Genomic DNA, 15,438 nt, shown 5'->3' with positions numbered 1-15,438 from the left:
TCAGCCTCCGATGAACGCTTCGCGGAACGCGTCGATGGCGACGCGCAGCGAGAGCTGCGGTTGGTCGAGGTAGCTGACGAGCTTGCTGATCTGGTGATCGTTTTGCGCATGGGCGTCGATCCACTCGGGATCGTCGATGTCGATGTTGTGGGCGGCGTAGGTCTGCGGGTCGACGACGCTCAGCAGCGTCTTCGCCGACGCGCCGTTGAAGCCGATGATGAGCCGTTCGCGCTCGGCGATCGTGCCGATGAAGATCGCGAGCTCGAAGTCGGCCTGCGCGACGAACGGCGCGATCAGTTCGAGCCAGAACGCGGCGACGAGGCTGCGGTAGAACGGATCGACCGGCAGCGGCAGCGTGAGGCCGCGCTCGATGTGCGACGAGCCGCTCTGCATCACCGGCCGCAGCAGCGAGCCGAGCGCGAGCATCGCGCCGCGCAGCCGCACGGGATGACCGCTCTCGAGCAGCATCTCCTGGAGGCCGTACAGCGACTGGTGTTCGACGAAATCGTTGAAGGTGCCGTCATGCGACGTGCCGGGGCCGCCGACGTCGATCGGCACCTGCGTGTCGCCGAGCGCCTGCAGCGCACCGGGCGGCTCGTCCTTGCCGAGCAGCGGCGGGATCTGCGTGGCGACGCGCGACCACAGCCGCGCGAATGCGAGCGGGCTGCGCGCGAGGAACGCGAGCGGCCGGTCGACCTCGAGCGCCGTTGCGCCGAGGAACGGGAAGCGGCGCATCGACACGTCGTGGCTCGCGACCATGTGGCCCGCGATCGCGAGCTTGCTGCGCGAGCCGAGGAACGCGAAATGCATCGGCTTCGCATCCTCGTAGACGAGCTTCCAGCGCGGATCTTCCGCGAGCAGTTCGAGCGCCTGCGCGATCCAGCGGTCGAGCGTCTGCAGCAACTGCGGGTTGTGCGGGCTCTTCACGAAGTCGCCGCGCGACGGAATCTTGCCGAAGTAGGCGATCTGCGCCTGTACGGTTTGCGTCATTGCGCCCCCTGGGCATTCGTTGCGTTGACGGCCGCGACGGCCGGCGCTGCGGCCGGCGTGCCCGTGCCGGCGGTCTGGGTCGCGTTCTGCGCGGCACCCGCGCTCGCGTCGGCGACCGACGACGGCAGCTGCAGGCCGCGCAGGCTCTGCTGCTGCGGCTGGTCACCGCCACCGCCGGACGGTTGCGACGTGCTGATGATGCGCATCGTCACCGACACGTTCACGCTGCCCTGTGCCCACGTCAGGTCGAAGGTGCCATCCGGACGGCGCTTGCGTTGCGCCGAGTTGATCAGCTTCTCGAGACCGTAGCGGCCCGGCTCGTTGACGAGCTGCACCGTGCGGCCGTCGAAGGTCGTCGCGGACAGCGTCGCGCCCGGTGCGCCCTGCGGGTTCGGCCACACGAAGTTGGTCCACTGCGGCGGCGTGTTGCGGTAGCGCAGTTGCTGGCCGTCGATCGCGATCGTGTACTCCGTCGTGCCCGTGCTCGGCTGCGGCAGGATCTGGAACACGGTCTGCGGCTCGGACGACGCGGCGGCGCTGCCAGCCGCACCGCCGGCGAGCGGCGCGACCCAGCGTGCGAAGCCGTTCGTGAAGTCCGGCGTGAGGCCGATGCCCATGTCGCCCCACGTGCGGGCGGCGAGGGTGTCGCCGCGGCGCACCGCGAGCGGCCCGAGCGTCGTGCCGACGAATTTCGCGATCGAGCCGTCCGGACCGAACACCTGCGCGATTTCACCGGCACCGGCCTCGACCTTCGCGCTCGCCGCGAACGGGTACTTCGTCGCGAGCGAGTTCTGGAACGGCTGGTAGACCTGCGCGTTCCACACCTTGTTGACTTCGGCGCTGGCCGGCTGGATCACGACCGCGAACGCCTGCATCAGCGGCCGCACGAGCAGCGGACGCAGCGACTTGCGTTGCGAATCGGTGAGGCCCGTCAGCATCTGCTCGTCGACGAGCTTCAGCGAATCGGCGAGTTCCGAACCGTTGCCGTCGAGCGTCTGCTGCATCAGCTGGCGCGCGCCCGGCCCCGGGTCGCCCTGGTTCTTGATCACGTTGAAGCGCGTACGGACCTTCGACAGCGAATCCATGTAGCCCTTGAGCATCGACGTGCCGTCATGCGTCGCGACGATCCGCGCGAGCCCGATGAACTCCTGGCCGATCGGACCCATCGGCACCTCGGCCGGATTGCCGTTGATGTCGATGTTGGCGGCCGCCACCTGGCCCGCCTGCGAGCGCGAGAACAGTTGCTTGACCCAGTTCACGACGCCCGTCTGCGCCTTCTTGATCGTCACGTTCGCGAGCGACGGGTTGTCCCACGACGTCTGGTCGTACGCGGTCTCGAGGATCTTGCGGATCGGCGAATCCTGCGGGTCGCCGAGGCGGTTCATCCCGTCGACGGCCTGGCCGAAGCTGCTGAAGCCCTGCACCGCGATGCCCTGCATGAACTTCTGCCAGTGCTGCGCGTACTCGGTCTTGTACATGCCGACGAGCGTCTTCTGGATCTGCTCGGGGCTGCCCTCGAGCGTCAGGTCGTCCTGCGTCGACGTGTTCAGCACCCAGTCCTTCGCCTGCAGTTCCTTGGTCGCCGCGTCGCGGATCGCCGGCTGCACGTAGTCGAACCACGCTTCGCGCGTGAACGTGCCCGGAATCGCGTAGCTGCCTGCCACGAGCCCCTGGTTGCCGTCGCCGACGATGCGCGCGATGGTCATCGGCGCGAAGCGGGTCGACGCGCGTGCCTTGATTTCCTCGTACACGCGCTGGCGGGCCGGCATCCCGCGCACGACGTGGCGCAGGTTCTCGCGGGTCTGGTCGACGAGCGCGAGGTTCGCGTCGATCATCGGCCAGTCGTCGTCATTCACACGCGACAGGTAGAACGAGATCATGCGCTCCGCGCTCTTGATCATCTCGTCACGCGGCATGTTGCCGCGATTCGTCTCGAGCCAGCCGCGCCAGAAGCGGGCGAGCTGGTCGGTCAGGTGCGCCTGCTCGACGTGACGCTTGTCGGACAGCATCAGGTACGTCTTGAGCGCGTTGTACGCGTCCTGCACGTTGGTCGGCGACGCATCGCTGTAGAGGCCGCCCTGCGGTGCGGCCGGCTGCTGGGCTGCGGCGGCCGGCGCGGGGCCGGACGCGGCCAGTGCGGCACCGGCCTGCGGCGCGGCGCCTGCCGCGTTCGTCGAGACCGGGATCGGTCCACCCTGCACGGCGCCCGACTCGGGCGGGCGCGTCATCGGGACGAGCTGTTCGGGGTGCGCGTTCACGTCCTTCATGAACGACGCGAGGTTCTGCGACACGGGGGCCAGCAGGATCTGGCGCACGCCGTTGTAATACTCGGTCAGCAGGTGCTGCTCGAGACGGTCGCCCTGGTACAGGCCGAGCGACACCGAAATCGGCTTGTCGCGGCGGAACTGCTCGAGCTGTTCGATCCGGTCTTCGAGGATGTCCATCGCCTGCAGGCGCGACTGCAGGTCGTTGCGGCCCTGCTGCAGGCGCGTGACGTTGTCGAGGTCGGCCTGCACGTTCGCGACGAGCTGCTGGTTGCCGATCGTCGACCAGGTCCAGCCGCCGAGTGCGAGCGCAAGCGCCGCGACGAAGCCGAAGAAGGTCGCGTAGCGCAGCCGCGTCTTGGTCGGGCTCGCGAACTGCCGTACCGTCTGGCGGTCCGCGAAGATCACCTTCGAGAACAGGTCGCGCAGGAAGAAGCCGTTCTTCGAGAACGCACTGTGCGGCTTCGGCAGCGCGGCGCCGTCGAGGCCGAAGCGATGCGCGATGCGCTGCGCGGCCGCGCTGTTGGTTTCGCCTTCCTGCAGCGCGCTGGTGAAGTAGAAGCCGCGGAAGATCGGCTTGTACTGGAACGGGTTGTTCTCGAACAGCGTCGCGAGGAACGCGCGCAGCGACGGCTTGATCGTCGAGAATTCGAGCGGGAAGCTCAACTGGCCCGGCGACAGCTGGTTGCCGCGCGACAGCGACAGCTGCGCGACGCTGATTTCCTTCAGCCCTTCGTAGAGTTCCTCGAAGTGCGTGTCGAACTGCGCGACGACGTCGCGCTTGTCGTCCGGCTCGTAGGGCAGGGTGGCGCCCCACACGCGGTCGTATTCGTGCTTGTCGCTGCTGCTGAAGAATTCGGTGAAGCCGGTGATCAGGTCGGCCTTCGTGAACATCACGTAGACCGGCGCGAACACCTCGAGCTTCTCCGTCAGCTCCTGAACGCGCTGGCGGAGATTTTTCGCGAGGTTGATCGCAAATTCGGGGCGGTTGCCGGTGAGTTCGGCGATGCTCGCGGTGACGATGATGCCGTTGATCGGCGCCTTCGGGCGATAGCGCTTGAGCAGGCCGAGGAAGCCGAGCCATTCGCTGCGGTCTTCTTCATGCACCGAATAGCGGCCGGCCGTGTCGAGCAGGATCCCCTCGGTCGTGAAGAACCAGTCGCAGTTACGCGTACCGCCGATGCCGTGGATCACGGCGCTGTTCTTGTCTGCGAACGGGAACTGCAGGCCGGAATTGAGCACGGCGCTGCTTTTGCCCGCGGCCGGGTTGCCGATCACGATGTACCACGGCAGTTCGTACAGCGCGGAGCCGCCCGACACCTGGCCGATCTTCGACGTCTTGATCGTCTTCACCGCGTCCGACAGGCGCGTGCGCAGCACGTCGAGGTCGGCGGTCTTCGAGTCGGGCGCGAGCGCGGCGGCGGCGGGCGCGGCGATCTTGCCGGTTTCCGCCTGCTCTTCCAGCACCTGACCGAGCTGCTGGTTCGCGCGCTTCACGCGCCAGCGGCGCACCAGCGCGACGACGAGCCACAGCGCGAGGATCGCGGCAAAGGCGATCGCCGCCCACAGGAGCGGCAGCTGCAGCATGTCGGCGACGATGAAGAGAATGGCCGCTAGCGCGACGATCCCGACGATCGAGAGCGTACGCGGATGAGTCAGCACGTTGAGGATGCGTTGCATAGGACGTTCAGGTTCCGGTGCGATTCGGTGAGGCGACGCAGGCGCGCCGAGCGGCAAGGGTGGCGCCGCGATGTGTCGCCATGCTGTCAAACGGGATGAAGGGGGCTGGCATCAATGCGCCCGCGGCATCGGAGAAGGCGCGCGCATTAATGAAAGGACGCTGTGAGATTTAAAACGGAAGCGGCGGCCGGAAAAAATCGCGCACTGGAATGCATGATTTTTTGCGCCGCCCATATCGTTTCCTGCCGGGATATTAAAAAGCCCCATGCCGCCCTCATTATTTCCTGTCCGGCAGCCCTGGCTAGCTGCCGCGTCCCAGTTTAAAACCGGGTTTATGGTATTCCACGTGCCCGAGATCCATCATTTTCCAGCGGCCCCCCCAGGTCAGGCCAACCTGTTCGGCGACCTGGCCATACAACTGGTAGCCGCGCATCGCCCACGGATCTTTCTCGGAAATGACCAGCTTGCCGTCGCGCAGGAATGCGTTGTCGGCCGCCAGCCCGAATTGGTGATAACTCTGGAAGGCTGCCGCGTTGGTCACGCTACCGCCCATCTGCGCCAGCCGGTTCTGCCGTTCCGGGCTCCGATAACCTTCCAGCAACGCCATTTCGTAACCATATTGTTCGTGCATGATCTTGTAGACCAGCAGCAAACGCGTACGGAAATCCGGATCCAGCAGGTTCCAGTCGCGGCTCGCATCCTTCAGCGCCGGGCGTACCTGTTCGACTTCCTTGGTGGCGAAGACTTCCGGCGGCAGCGGCGGGGGCGGCACGAGTTGTTCGCCCTGCAGCAGCGCGGCGATCTTCTCGTCGGGCACGCGCGCCGTGTCGTCGTACTGGAACAATTGCCGGCCGCGTAACGCAATGGCGACCAATGGCGGCGTCGCAAGAATACCTGCCGATACCATAATCATCAAGCGCCGGCGAATCAGTAAATTTTGCACATCGTTTAAAGCGCCGCGCGTAACGCTTGCCGATTTAACAATCTGACTTCGCGTACGCGAGGCGCGATCGTTCGCACGGCGCGTTAGACGGCCGTGAAACTGGGCGACGGATTCGAAAACGGTCGCGCGGATACCCGGTAAAAGCAACAGTGCCGCAACCGCTACGGCAAGGGCGAAATAGGCGACGAGTGCGACGGCAATCAAAGAAATCCCCGGAAATTGGAATTGATTGTGTTTTGCAATGCTTGCTCTTAGAATCAGGCTGCTTCGAGAGGCCGGGCTATATTATCGCGGTGAATTAAACCAGGATTCAATGAGACGCTGAATGAGTGCGCCGGAAAATTCAAATTCGAAATCTCCGCCCAGCCTGCTGTCCGATACCAAACCGGCAGGCGACGGAGCTCAGCAGTCGCGCATTCTCGCGAATCTGGAAGGACGTGTCACGCCGCCCGCCGAACCGGCGCGCCGTTCGCTGAAGGCGCCGATCGCCGCCGTCGTGGCCCTGGTGGTGGCCGTCGGTGGCTGGGGCGCGTGGCGCATGCAGCATTCGGGCGAGCAGGCTGTTGCCGTCACGGCCGAGGCTGCGCCTGCTGCAGCCGCGCCGGCGAAGGCCGCAGCGGCCAGCGATGCCGCCGTGCAGGTCGCGCAGAATGCCGCGCCCGCCGCATCCGCCGTGCAACCGGCCACGATCGTCAACGACGACGCAGCTTCCCGAACCGTTGCTTCCGCATCGTCCGCGTCCTCCGCGGACAACAGCCGCCTGTCGCGCGCGCTTGCCAACGGCGCCGACGACGCATCGGGTGCGGCCACGGCCGGTGCGGCAGCCGCTGCCGCTGCCGCGACGACCAAAACCGCGAAGGCCGACGCCGCGAAGGGCGCGAAGGTCGCAGCGCACGGCAAGACCGACACGAAGGCCGATGCGAAGGCCGAGGCCCGCAAGCATCACAAGGAACAGCAGGCCGAGCTCGCGCAGGCGAAGAAGCATCGCGACGCGACGCCGACCCGTACCGCGAAGGCGGGCGGCAAGGACGATCCGGATGCGGATCTGCTCGCGGCGCTCGTCGCGCGCACGAAGCCGGCCGACAAGAAAATGGCCGGGCAGAAGGCGCAGGTCGTGCCGACCAAGACGGCGGCGACGACCGGCTCGCTGGCATCGCGCGTGAAGGAGTGTTCGGAGCGCGGCTTCTTCGAGGATCAATTGTGCCGCTGGCGCGTCTGCGAAGGCCACTGGGGCAAGGATCCCGCGTGCCCGAGCGCCGCGCAGTCGGAGACGCGGCAGTAACGCGTCTTGCGCGTGCCGGCCTGTCGCACCTGCGCCGCCCGTTGGGCGGCGCGTTGCTTTTGGGGCATGGAATCGGCCGGTATGATGCGGCGTGACGCTGTCACCGGCACGTCACGCCCGTCGGGCATACGTCTCCTTTCCTTTTCCGGCGCGGGCCCGCGACCCGCTTTGCGCGGCGCGCCGCGCGCCGCACGACCTTCGACACGATGGACCTGATCGTACAGACTTACGGCGCCGATACGTCCGGCATGGTGTGCGGATTCCGCTTCGTTCCGGGCGGCTCCGGCGCGACGCTCGATGCCGACGCGGCTGCCGCGTGGCTGCGCACGTGCCGTGAGCACGATGCTGCATCGGGCGATTTCGTCTGGCTGCATTTCAATCTCGCGCACGGCGCGAGCGAGCGCTGGATGCGCACGCATCTCGGGCTGCCCGACAGTTTCTTCGCATTCCTGCACGAAGGCTCGCGCTCGACGCGCATCGAGCAGGAAGACGGCGCGTTGCGCGCGATCGTCAACGACGTGATGTTCAACCTCGAACTGACGCCGTCGGAGATCGCGACGCTGTTCGTCCACGTCGAGCGGCGCATCATGGTCACCGCGCGGCTCAAGCCGCTGCGCTCGGTCGACACGCTGCGCGCGTGCGTGCGCGACGGCGAGCAGTTCAGGTCGCCCGCGGAGCTGCTCGTGCACCTGCTGCGCGACCAGGCCGACCTGCTGATCCAGATCATGCGGCGCACGAGCGTCGACGTCGACCGCATCGAGGATCGCTTCCTGTCGCAGCGGCTCACGTCGAGCCGCATCGAGCTCGGCGCGATGCGCCGCACGTTGACGCGCCTGCAGCGCATGCTCGCACCCGAGCCCGGGTCGATCTTCCGGCTGCTCGCGAAACCGCCTGCCTGGCTGCATCTGGAAGATGTGCAGGAGCTGCGCGAATCGACCGAAGAGTTTTCGCTGGTGCTTGCCGATCTGGCGGGGCTCAACGAACGGATCAAGCTGCTTCAGGAAGAGGTCGGTTCGCGTCTCGACGAGCAAAACAACCGGACGCTGTTCACGCTGACGCTCGTGACCGTGATCGCGCTGCCGATCAACATCGTCGCGGGCTTCTTCGGGATGAACGTCGGCGGCGTGCCGTTCTCGGAGAACAAGCACGGCTTCTGGCTGATGGTGCTGCTCGTCGCGGGTTTTACGGGGCTTGCCGCGTGGTGGGCGTTCCGCCGGCGCGACGACCGCTAGCACCACCGGCGCCGCATCAGCACGTCAGCGCAGCAGCGCGATCGCGCGTTCGCCGATCACCATCCCGAGCAGGCCCACCAGCGCGACGAGCGGCGGGGCCGGCGAGCGCACGTGAAGCAGCGCGTACAGCACGCCGACACCCAGGCCCACCGCGAGTGACATCACGTAATCCATCATGGCAGTCTCCCGTGCGGTCCGGTGTCAGGGCTTGAGGATGACGCGCTCGCGCGCACCGGCCAGCACCGCGCGATACGCGTCGTGCGCGCGCTCGAGCGGGTACACGTAGTCGTCGCCGATCGGGAACGGGCGCAGCGTGCCGTTGCCGAAGCCGGGCGCGAGCGTGTCGAGGATCTGCGCGACCGCGGCGCCGCCGAGCTGCAGCGAATCGACGCCCACGAACGTGTGCTGGCCGCGATAGAACGCGAAGATGTCGAACGGCACGCTGCGGTCGATCGTCGAGATGAAGATCTGCCGCGCACCGATCGCCATCGACGCGTTCGCCGCTTCGAAGTACGGGCTGCCGACCGTGTTGTAGACGATGTCCGCGCCGCGGCCGCCGGTCGCCGCGCGCACCGCGTCGGCCACCGGTTCTTTCGACGCATCGATCATGTGCACGTCGCCCGATGCATGGCCGCGATAGCCGCCGGCGCTGCGCTCGACGCCGATCACGGTCGCGCCGTGCGCGGTCGCGAGCTGGATCGCGGCCTGGCCGACCTTGCCGTTCGCGCCGAACACGAGCACGACGTCGCCGGCCGTCGGCATGCCGGCGCGGCGCAAGCCCTCGTAGGCGGTGACGAACGGCACGCCGACGCCGGCCGCTTCGTCGAGCGTCAGCACGGCGGGCTTGCGGCGCACCAGCGGCGCGTCGAGCACGAGCCACTCCGCATGCGAGCCGTCGCGATGCACGCCGAGATCGCCACCCGAGCCCCACACCGGCGCGCCGATCCAGCCGTCCGGACCGCTGCGCACGATCCCGGCCCAGTCGCGCCCGGGCGTGCGCGGCCACACCGCGTGCGGCATGCGGCCGAGCGCGGCCTTCACGTCGCTCGGGTTCACGCCGGCCGCGCGCACCTCGATCAGCATCTGGCCGTCGGCCGGTACGGGCGTGTCGATTTCCCTGACGCGCGCGTCGAGCGACTCGATGTCGGCGGCGGGGGCGTCGAAGCGGATGCTGCGCATGATGATCTCCGTGGCGGTTGGCTGCCATGCGGCCGCGTGGGGCGGGGCGTGCAGCGGGTGAAAAGGATGAATGCAGTCTAGTCGGCCCGGTTTGACGCGGAAACGTGCAAAGGCGGATGATTGTTTTGCGATGGGCGCATAGCCAAATCCAAAGGCCCCCGAATGGACGACTTCCTTTCCCCGCATCTGGCGCTGTTCGTCGACGTGGTCGACCAGCAGAGCTTCTCGGCGGCCGCGCGCCGGCTGGGTGTCGCCGCGTCGTCGGTCACGCGGCGCATCGACCGGCTCGAGACGCAGCTCGGCATTCGTCTCCTGCATCGCACCACGCATGCGCTGCGGCCGACCGAGGCCGGGCAGCTGCTGTACGGGCGCGCGACGCGGATGCTGGCCGAGCTGCGCGGCCTGCAGGAAGACCTGCACAGCCAGCACGACGAGCCGAGCGGGCTGCTGCGGGTCGACTGTCCGGCACCGTTCGGCCGGCGGCACCTGATGGGCGCGCTGGCCGCGTTCATGCAGCGTCATCCGGCGCTGCAGGTCGACCTGGTGCTGACCGACAGCATGGTCGACCTGCAAGGCGCGCGGCTCGGTTCCGACGTCGATCTCGCGGTGCGCATCGGCCCGCTCGAGGACACGCGCTTCGTCGCGACCGTGCTGGCGCCACAGCGGCGCGTGCTGTGTGCGAGCGCGGCGTATCTCGCGCGGCGCGGCGAGCCCGAATCGCCCGACGCGCTCGCCGGACACGACTGCCTTGCCTGGCACGGTGCGCCGCCGCCGGGCGCGTGGCGCTTCGGCGAGCGCCGCCACGTGCCCGCGCAGCCGCGGTTTCGCAGCAATCATTCGGAAGCGTTGCTCGAGGCCGCGATCGACGGGCTCGGCCTCGCGCACCTGCCGACCTGGCTCGCGGGGGACGCGCTGCGCGACGGACGCTTGCGGGCGGTGCTGCCGCAGTTCGCGGCGGCGCCCGAGCAGGCGACGATCCACGTGTTGCGCCAGCAGGCGCGCGGCACCGCACGCGCGTCGCGGCTCGTCGCGTTCCTCGCGACCTGGTTCGCGCAGCCGGCGTGGGATGCCGCGTGGGCGTGACGGCGCTCAGGTGCCGTGCCGAAAGAAAAAACGGGCCTCGCATGCGAGGCCCGTCAAAGGTCGGAGAAGCCGGTACGCCGGCCGGCCGCCGCAGGCTGCGCGGCACCGGCCGGGTGCGCACCGTTACTGCGTGACTACCTTGCGCGGCTTGAAGATGCCCTGGTATTGCAGCGCCGGGCGTTCCTTCGTCACCGGCTCGATGCCGCCGAAGGTCGGCGTCTGGCGCAGCTTCATGGCAGCCGGCGAAGCGACCGAGCCGATCGACGTCGAGCGTGACGCCGGCGCGAGGTTGTTCGCGACGAGCAATGCGGCTTCGCTCTTCAGGTTCGCCAGCAGCACCGGATCGGTCGAGCCGTTGACCTGCGTGAGCAGCCCGCTCCAGGCCGCGTCGCTGTAGTTCACGACGTAGTAGTCGAGCCCGCTCGGGTCCGCGACCACGCCCGTGCAGCCGTCGATCCGCGTTTGCGTCTGCGTATCCTTCAGCGCGAGCGTCGTGCGTTTCGCGAGACCCTGGCCGTACGCGAGCGTGATCGGCACCGTCCACTGCAGGCCCGGATACGCGTTCTTGTTCGGGAACGGCTGCTGCTTCAGCGTGATGACCGTCTGGTTCTTCGTCAGGTCGCACTGCGTGTCGAGCGAGATCAGCGGCACGCCGGTCTGGCGGACGTAGCTGTCGCCGATCGCGCCGATCGCCTGGCCGCTTTCCTTCGACAGCGCATCCCACAGGCGCTTCGGCGTGCCGTTGCCGAACGAGTAGTCGACCAGGTACTGCTGAAGACCCTTGCGCAGCGTCTGTTCGCCGAGATAGTTCTCGAGCGTCTTCAGCACGTGGCCGCCCTTGTCGTACGTGAACGCGCTGGCGCTCAGCACGAAGTCGTTCGACGCCCAGCCGTTGAAGTTCGGCGCGACCGGGAACGCGTTCGGGCCGATGTCACGGTTGATCACGCGGTACTTGTTCTTCACCTGGTCGAGCCAGCTGAACTCGTTGGGGAAGAACTGGATCGTGGTCTTCGTCTCGAAGAACGTCGCGAACGACTCGTTGAGCCACACGTTGTCCCACCAGTCGGTCGTGACGAGATCGCCGAACCACTGGTGCGCGACTTCGTGCGTCAGCACCTCGTTACCGTAGTGCGACATCGGCTGGCCCGGCTGGGGCAGGATGTCGTCGGCGAACTCGAGGATCGACCCCCAGTTCTCCATCCCGCCGAAGTTCAGGTCTTTCTGCGCCTTGAACGCGTCGTTCGCGGCCACCGTATCGAACTTCGTGAGCGGCAGCGGGATGCCCGTGTAGCGGTAGTAGAAGTCGAGCGCCTGCTTGGTGCGGTCCATTGCCGGCTTCGCCCAGTCGCTCATGCCCGGCGGCGTGAACACGCGCAGGTGCAGGCCGCCCTTGCCGCCCGGCAGCGGGCTGGTGAAGTCGTCCTCGAAGGTGTCGAACAGGCCGCCGCCGAAGAACAGCAGGTACGACGGCATCGGCGGGGTCTTGTCGAACTGCACGAGCTTGTAGCCGCCGCCGACGTTGGTCGACGGCTTCTCGGCCGCATTCGACACGACACGCCAGCTCTGCGGCACTTCGGCCGTCACTTCATAGGTCGGGCGGAACGCCGGCTCGTCCCAGCCGGGGAACCATTGACGCGACAGGTTGGTTTCGCCTTGCGTGAGGATCGCGCCGCTCGTCTTGCCGTCGGTGTCCTTCAGGTCGACGCGGAAGATGCCTTCCGCGGCCGAGCAGCCCGGATACGGATCGTCGCCGCAGCTGCCGCCCGTCTTCGCGACCGGATCGTCATACGACTTGAAGTTGATGATGCCCGTCCACTCCATGTGCAACGAGTAGTTGCCCGGCGAGATCGAGCCGCTCACGGGGCGCAGCTGGTAGTAGTCGCCCTTGTCCTGCGGCGTCGCGATCAGCTGGATATTGCCCGGCTGCAGCGTGATGCGGCCGTTCGTGAACTTGATCCGGTGGCCGGCGATCACGATGTTGTTGACCGGCTTCAGCACCTTGATCTCGACGTCGGCGCGGCCGTCGAACGCGTTCAGCGCGTCGTTCGGGCGGAACCACAGCCGGTAGTTCACGGGCACCACGGTGTCCGGCAGCTCGACAGGCGATACGCTCTTGTCGACGTTGGATGCGCTTGGCGGCGCGGTGACGGTGGGCGACGAGCCCGAGTGCGGCGCGCCGGCGGAGCTGAGCGCGGAAGCCGAGCCCGCACCGCCGTCGTCGCCGCCGCACCCGGCGAGCGCGAGTGCGGCGACGAGCGGCAGATAACGCATCTTGCGAATATTGATCGACATGACTGAAACCTCGATTGTTGAAAGAATCGTTCAGTGCTGCGAAAGCGCCGGCAAAAACATTCCCCTCGCCGTTAATCAACAGCGATGAAAATGCCAATGACGGATTATTCGAAAAGACGGCGGCCGACTACGTGAAGGTAATCATGGTTTACTGCCCCCTCTGGATTTCCGGATGTCGGTTAACTTGCCGGTTCAAAATGGCCGGCGCGTGTTGTACTGAATTGATTTCGCGCGCACGACACGGAGCCGCACGCCCAGTGCGGGCGCGCTTTTCCCTTGAACAGACGACCTACGTGGCTGGCCGGGCCTGGTCGCAGGATGGCAGGAAGGCGTGTCGCCATTCCGTAAAATCACCGTCATGCGGCTTCAAGGTTTGTCGGCTTGCTCGAAGGATGCGTAAATATACTTGATGGTTTTGGGTAAAGGAAACGAAAAATTTAGAAATTGCATCTATTGAATTCACGGTGCTTGATTGAATGCTGGAAAGCATTAATGCGCTTTCCGTTTGACTGGTATTTTCGTAGTTTTAATCTATTAACGATCTCGCGTGGCTGCGAAAACTACGAAACCCGGCGCATGGGGCGCTCGGTACAATGCAGTGACGATCCGCTTACCGATTGCCGCGAGGAGGCCCTCCCATGCCACGAGCCCTGTTCCGTAGCGCGCCGCTGCGCACCGTGCTGATGCTGTTCGCCGCCGTGCTCCTGCTCGGCGGTTGCGCGGGGCTGACGCGCGACCCGGTGCGCGTGACGGTCGCCGGGCTCGACCCGCTCGTCGGGCAAGGCCTCGAAATGCGTTTCAGCCTGAAGCTGCGCGTGCAGAACCCGAACGACGCACCGATCGAATACGACGGCATCTCGGTCGCGCTCGACCTGAACGGCACGCCGTTCGCGAGCGGCGTCAGCGATCGCTCGGGCACCGTGCCGCGCTTCGGCGAGGCCGTGCTCGACGTGCCGGTTTCCGTGTCGGCCTTCGCCGCCGCGCGGCAGGCGTGGAACCTGCCCGGCGCGGCCGCGAACGGCGAGCTGCCGTATGCGCTGCGCGGCCGGCTCGCGGGCGGCGTGATCGGTACCGTGCACTTCAACGACGCGGGCACGCTGCGTCTGCCTGCGATGCCGGGGTGGGGCGGCTGAACCCGGCGAGCGCGACGGCGCGCGGCGCGAGCCGGCCCCCGCGCTTTGCCGCGCGGGCAAAGCGCGGTATGGTGTGAGTCGCGCGGCGCCCGCAATACAGTCGCGCCGCCCGTTGAAGCCAACCGTAACCGAGTACGCGTGACCGATTTCCCTGTTTTCCACTGGACCGACGCCGACGGCGCCGATCATGCCGTGCGCTGGCGCTCCGAAGCCGGCGTGCAACCGCCGAAGCGCGCGGTGCCCGCCGACGACCGCCTCACTGCCGACGCGGCGTACCGCCTTGCATGCGAGGGCACCGCGCTCGTCTGGCAGGGCGACTTCCAGAATGCGCGCCAGCTCGTGCAGGCGATGGCGCGCCGTGTCGAGCGCAAGCCGAAGAAGGCGAAAGCCGCGGCCGGCGTCGACGCCTTCAACCTGCATCGTCTCGCGCAGTCGCAGCGTGCCCGCACGCTCGGCATGCTGCTGATCCCGCTCGATGCCGACTACACGATCCCGCTGCGCCGCGCGCCCGACGTGCGTGCCGCATGCGAAGAGGCGTACGGGCCCGGCGGCGCACCGTCGGTCGTGTCGTTGCGGGAACTGCTCGGTCTCGTCGGCGCGCACGAATGGCGCAAGAAGGGCGTGCCGATCCCGGCACTCGGCGGCGCGCCGATCCATCCGTACTACGGTGTGTTCTCGCCGGTGCGCGGCGAATACGTCGAACTCGTCGCGCGCGCGCCGCTGCCGGCGACGTCGCTCGCGTTCGACATCGGCACCGGCACCGGCGTGCTGGCGGCCGTGCTTGCGTCGCGCGGCGTCGAGCGTGTCGTCGCGACCGACCAGGATCCGCGGGCGCTTGCCTGTGCGCGCGAGAACGTCGAGCGGCTGGGCCACGCGGATCGCGTCGAAGTCGTCGAAGCGGATCTGTTCCCGGCCGGCCGTGCGCCGCTCGTGGTCTGCAACCCGCCGTGGGTGCCGGCCCGGCCGAGCGCGCCGATCGAATACGCGGTCTACGATCCGGACAGCCGCATGCTGCGCGGTTTCCTCGCGGGGCTCGCCGCGCACCTCGAGCCGGGCGGCGAGGGCTGGCTGATCCTGTCCGATTTCGCCGAGCATCTCGGCCTGCGGCCGCGCGACACGCTGCTGCAATGGATCGACGAAGCGGGTCTCGTCGTGCTCGGTCGCGACGACATCCGCCCCGCGCACCCGAAGGCGATGGACGCCGACGATCCGCTGCACGCGGCACGCCAGGCCGAGGTCACGTCGCTCTGGCGGCTCGGCGCACGCGCCTGACCGCGCATTTTCGGTAAACTGTCGCCATTCCTCACGAATTCCCGTCGCCGGGCCGTGGTCGACCGACCGTGGCCCGGCGCCGTTTCAC

General features: G+C 67.4%; 11 protein-coding genes. 5 read left to right on the top strand and 6 right to left on the bottom strand.

Annotation, left to right across the window (positions count from 1 at the left end):
- From tagF to BDI24065_RS15035, 3 genes are all read right to left on the bottom strand, one after another.
- On the bottom strand, positions 1-990 hold the full coding sequence (gene tagF / locus BDI24065_RS15045) for a type VI secretion system-associated protein TagF (RefSeq protein WP_174939747.1): 990 nt from the start codon (positions 988-990) through the stop codon (positions 1-3).
- Positions 987-4,934, bottom strand: coding sequence for a type VI secretion system membrane subunit TssM (tssM, locus tag BDI24065_RS15040; protein WP_175031969.1), 3,948 nt, complete (start codon positions 4,932-4,934; stop codon positions 987-989). Before tssM ends, tagF begins: the two co-directional genes overlap by 4 nt.
- A gap of 301 nt (positions 4,935-5,235) precedes the next feature.
- Complete coding sequence (locus BDI24065_RS15035) at positions 5,236-6,081, bottom strand: M15 family metallopeptidase (protein WP_041492728.1); 846 nt, start codon at positions 6,079-6,081, stop codon at positions 5,236-5,238.
- Between the two features lie 121 nt (positions 6,082-6,202).
- Between BDI24065_RS15035 and BDI24065_RS15030 the strand changes: the two genes are divergently transcribed.
- Both BDI24065_RS15030 and BDI24065_RS15025 read left to right on the top strand, forming a co-directional pair.
- A complete protein-coding gene (locus BDI24065_RS15030; RefSeq protein ID WP_175031968.1) occupies positions 6,203-7,159 on the top strand; it encodes a phage tail protein in 957 nt (318 codons plus the stop codon).
- A 206-nt stretch (positions 7,160-7,365) separates the two neighbouring features.
- Complete coding sequence (locus tag BDI24065_RS15025; protein ID WP_175031967.1) at positions 7,366-8,391, top strand: transporter; 1,026 nt, start codon at positions 7,366-7,368, stop codon at positions 8,389-8,391.
- A 24-nt stretch (positions 8,392-8,415) separates the two neighbouring features.
- Here BDI24065_RS15025 and BDI24065_RS15020 read toward each other — a convergent pair whose 3' ends face one another.
- Both BDI24065_RS15020 and BDI24065_RS15015 read right to left on the bottom strand, forming a co-directional pair.
- On the bottom strand, positions 8,416-8,568 hold the full coding sequence (locus BDI24065_RS15020; protein WP_011350776.1) for a DUF1427 family protein: 153 nt from the start codon (positions 8,566-8,568) through the stop codon (positions 8,416-8,418).
- Positions 8,569-8,592: 24 nt separating this feature from the next.
- A complete protein-coding gene (locus tag BDI24065_RS15015) occupies positions 8,593-9,570 on the bottom strand; it encodes a quinone oxidoreductase family protein (protein ID WP_175031966.1) in 978 nt (325 codons plus the stop codon).
- Between the two features lie 162 nt (positions 9,571-9,732).
- On the opposite strand from BDI24065_RS15015, the gene BDI24065_RS15010 reads away from it, so the two are divergent.
- Entirely contained in the window at positions 9,733-10,653 is a 921-nt protein-coding gene (locus BDI24065_RS15010) for a LysR family transcriptional regulator (RefSeq protein WP_175031965.1), read from the top strand.
- A 123-nt stretch (positions 10,654-10,776) separates the two neighbouring features.
- On the opposite strand, the gene BDI24065_RS15005 is transcribed toward BDI24065_RS15010, so the two are convergent.
- Complete coding sequence (locus tag BDI24065_RS15005; RefSeq protein ID WP_175031964.1) at positions 10,777-12,945, bottom strand: M1 family metallopeptidase; 2,169 nt, start codon at positions 12,943-12,945, stop codon at positions 10,777-10,779.
- 638 nt (positions 12,946-13,583) lie between these two features.
- Between BDI24065_RS15005 and BDI24065_RS15000 the strand changes: the two genes are divergently transcribed.
- A complete protein-coding gene (locus BDI24065_RS15000) occupies positions 13,584-14,078 on the top strand; it encodes an LEA type 2 family protein (RefSeq protein WP_175031963.1) in 495 nt (164 codons plus the stop codon).
- Positions 14,079-14,216: 138 nt separating this feature from the next.
- Complete coding sequence (locus BDI24065_RS14995) at positions 14,217-15,350, top strand: N5-glutamine methyltransferase family protein (protein ID WP_175031962.1); 1,134 nt, start codon at positions 14,217-14,219, stop codon at positions 15,348-15,350.
- The last annotated feature ends 88 nt before the right edge of the window (positions 15,351-15,438 follow it).

Source organism: Burkholderia lata (assembly GCF_902499025.1).
Lineage (GTDB): Bacteria > Pseudomonadota > Gammaproteobacteria > Burkholderiales > Burkholderiaceae > Burkholderia > Burkholderia lata_C.
Note: the sequence above shows the minus strand (reverse complement) of the source record. Positions and strands in the feature narration are given on the sequence as shown.

What these genes read in the sequence shown, in the direction of transcription:
- BDI24065_RS15020 (WP_011350776.1), bottom strand. Translation starts at nt 8,568, where the DNA reads ATGATGGATTACGTGATGTCACTCGCGGTGGGCCTGGGTGTCGGCGTG.
- BDI24065_RS15025 (WP_175031967.1), top strand. Translation starts at nt 7,366, where the DNA reads ATGGACCTGATCGTACAGACTTACGGCGCCGATACGTCCGGCATGGTG.
- BDI24065_RS15005 (WP_175031964.1), bottom strand. Translation starts at nt 12,945, where the DNA reads ATGTCGATCAATATTCGCAAGATGCGTTATCTGCCGCTCGTCGCCGCA.
- BDI24065_RS15015 (WP_175031966.1), bottom strand. Translation starts at nt 9,570, where the DNA reads ATGCGCAGCATCCGCTTCGACGCCCCCGCCGCCGACATCGAGTCGCTC.
- BDI24065_RS15010 (WP_175031965.1), top strand. Translation starts at nt 9,733, where the DNA reads ATGGACGACTTCCTTTCCCCGCATCTGGCGCTGTTCGTCGACGTGGTC.
- BDI24065_RS15000 (WP_175031963.1), top strand. Translation starts at nt 13,584, where the DNA reads ATGCCACGAGCCCTGTTCCGTAGCGCGCCGCTGCGCACCGTGCTGATG.
- tagF (WP_174939747.1), bottom strand. Translation starts at nt 990, where the DNA reads ATGACGCAAACCGTACAGGCGCAGATCGCCTACTTCGGCAAGATTCCG.
- BDI24065_RS15030 (WP_175031968.1), top strand. Translation starts at nt 6,203, where the DNA reads ATGAGTGCGCCGGAAAATTCAAATTCGAAATCTCCGCCCAGCCTGCTG.
- tssM (WP_175031969.1), bottom strand. Translation starts at nt 4,934, where the DNA reads ATGCAACGCATCCTCAACGTGCTGACTCATCCGCGTACGCTCTCGATC.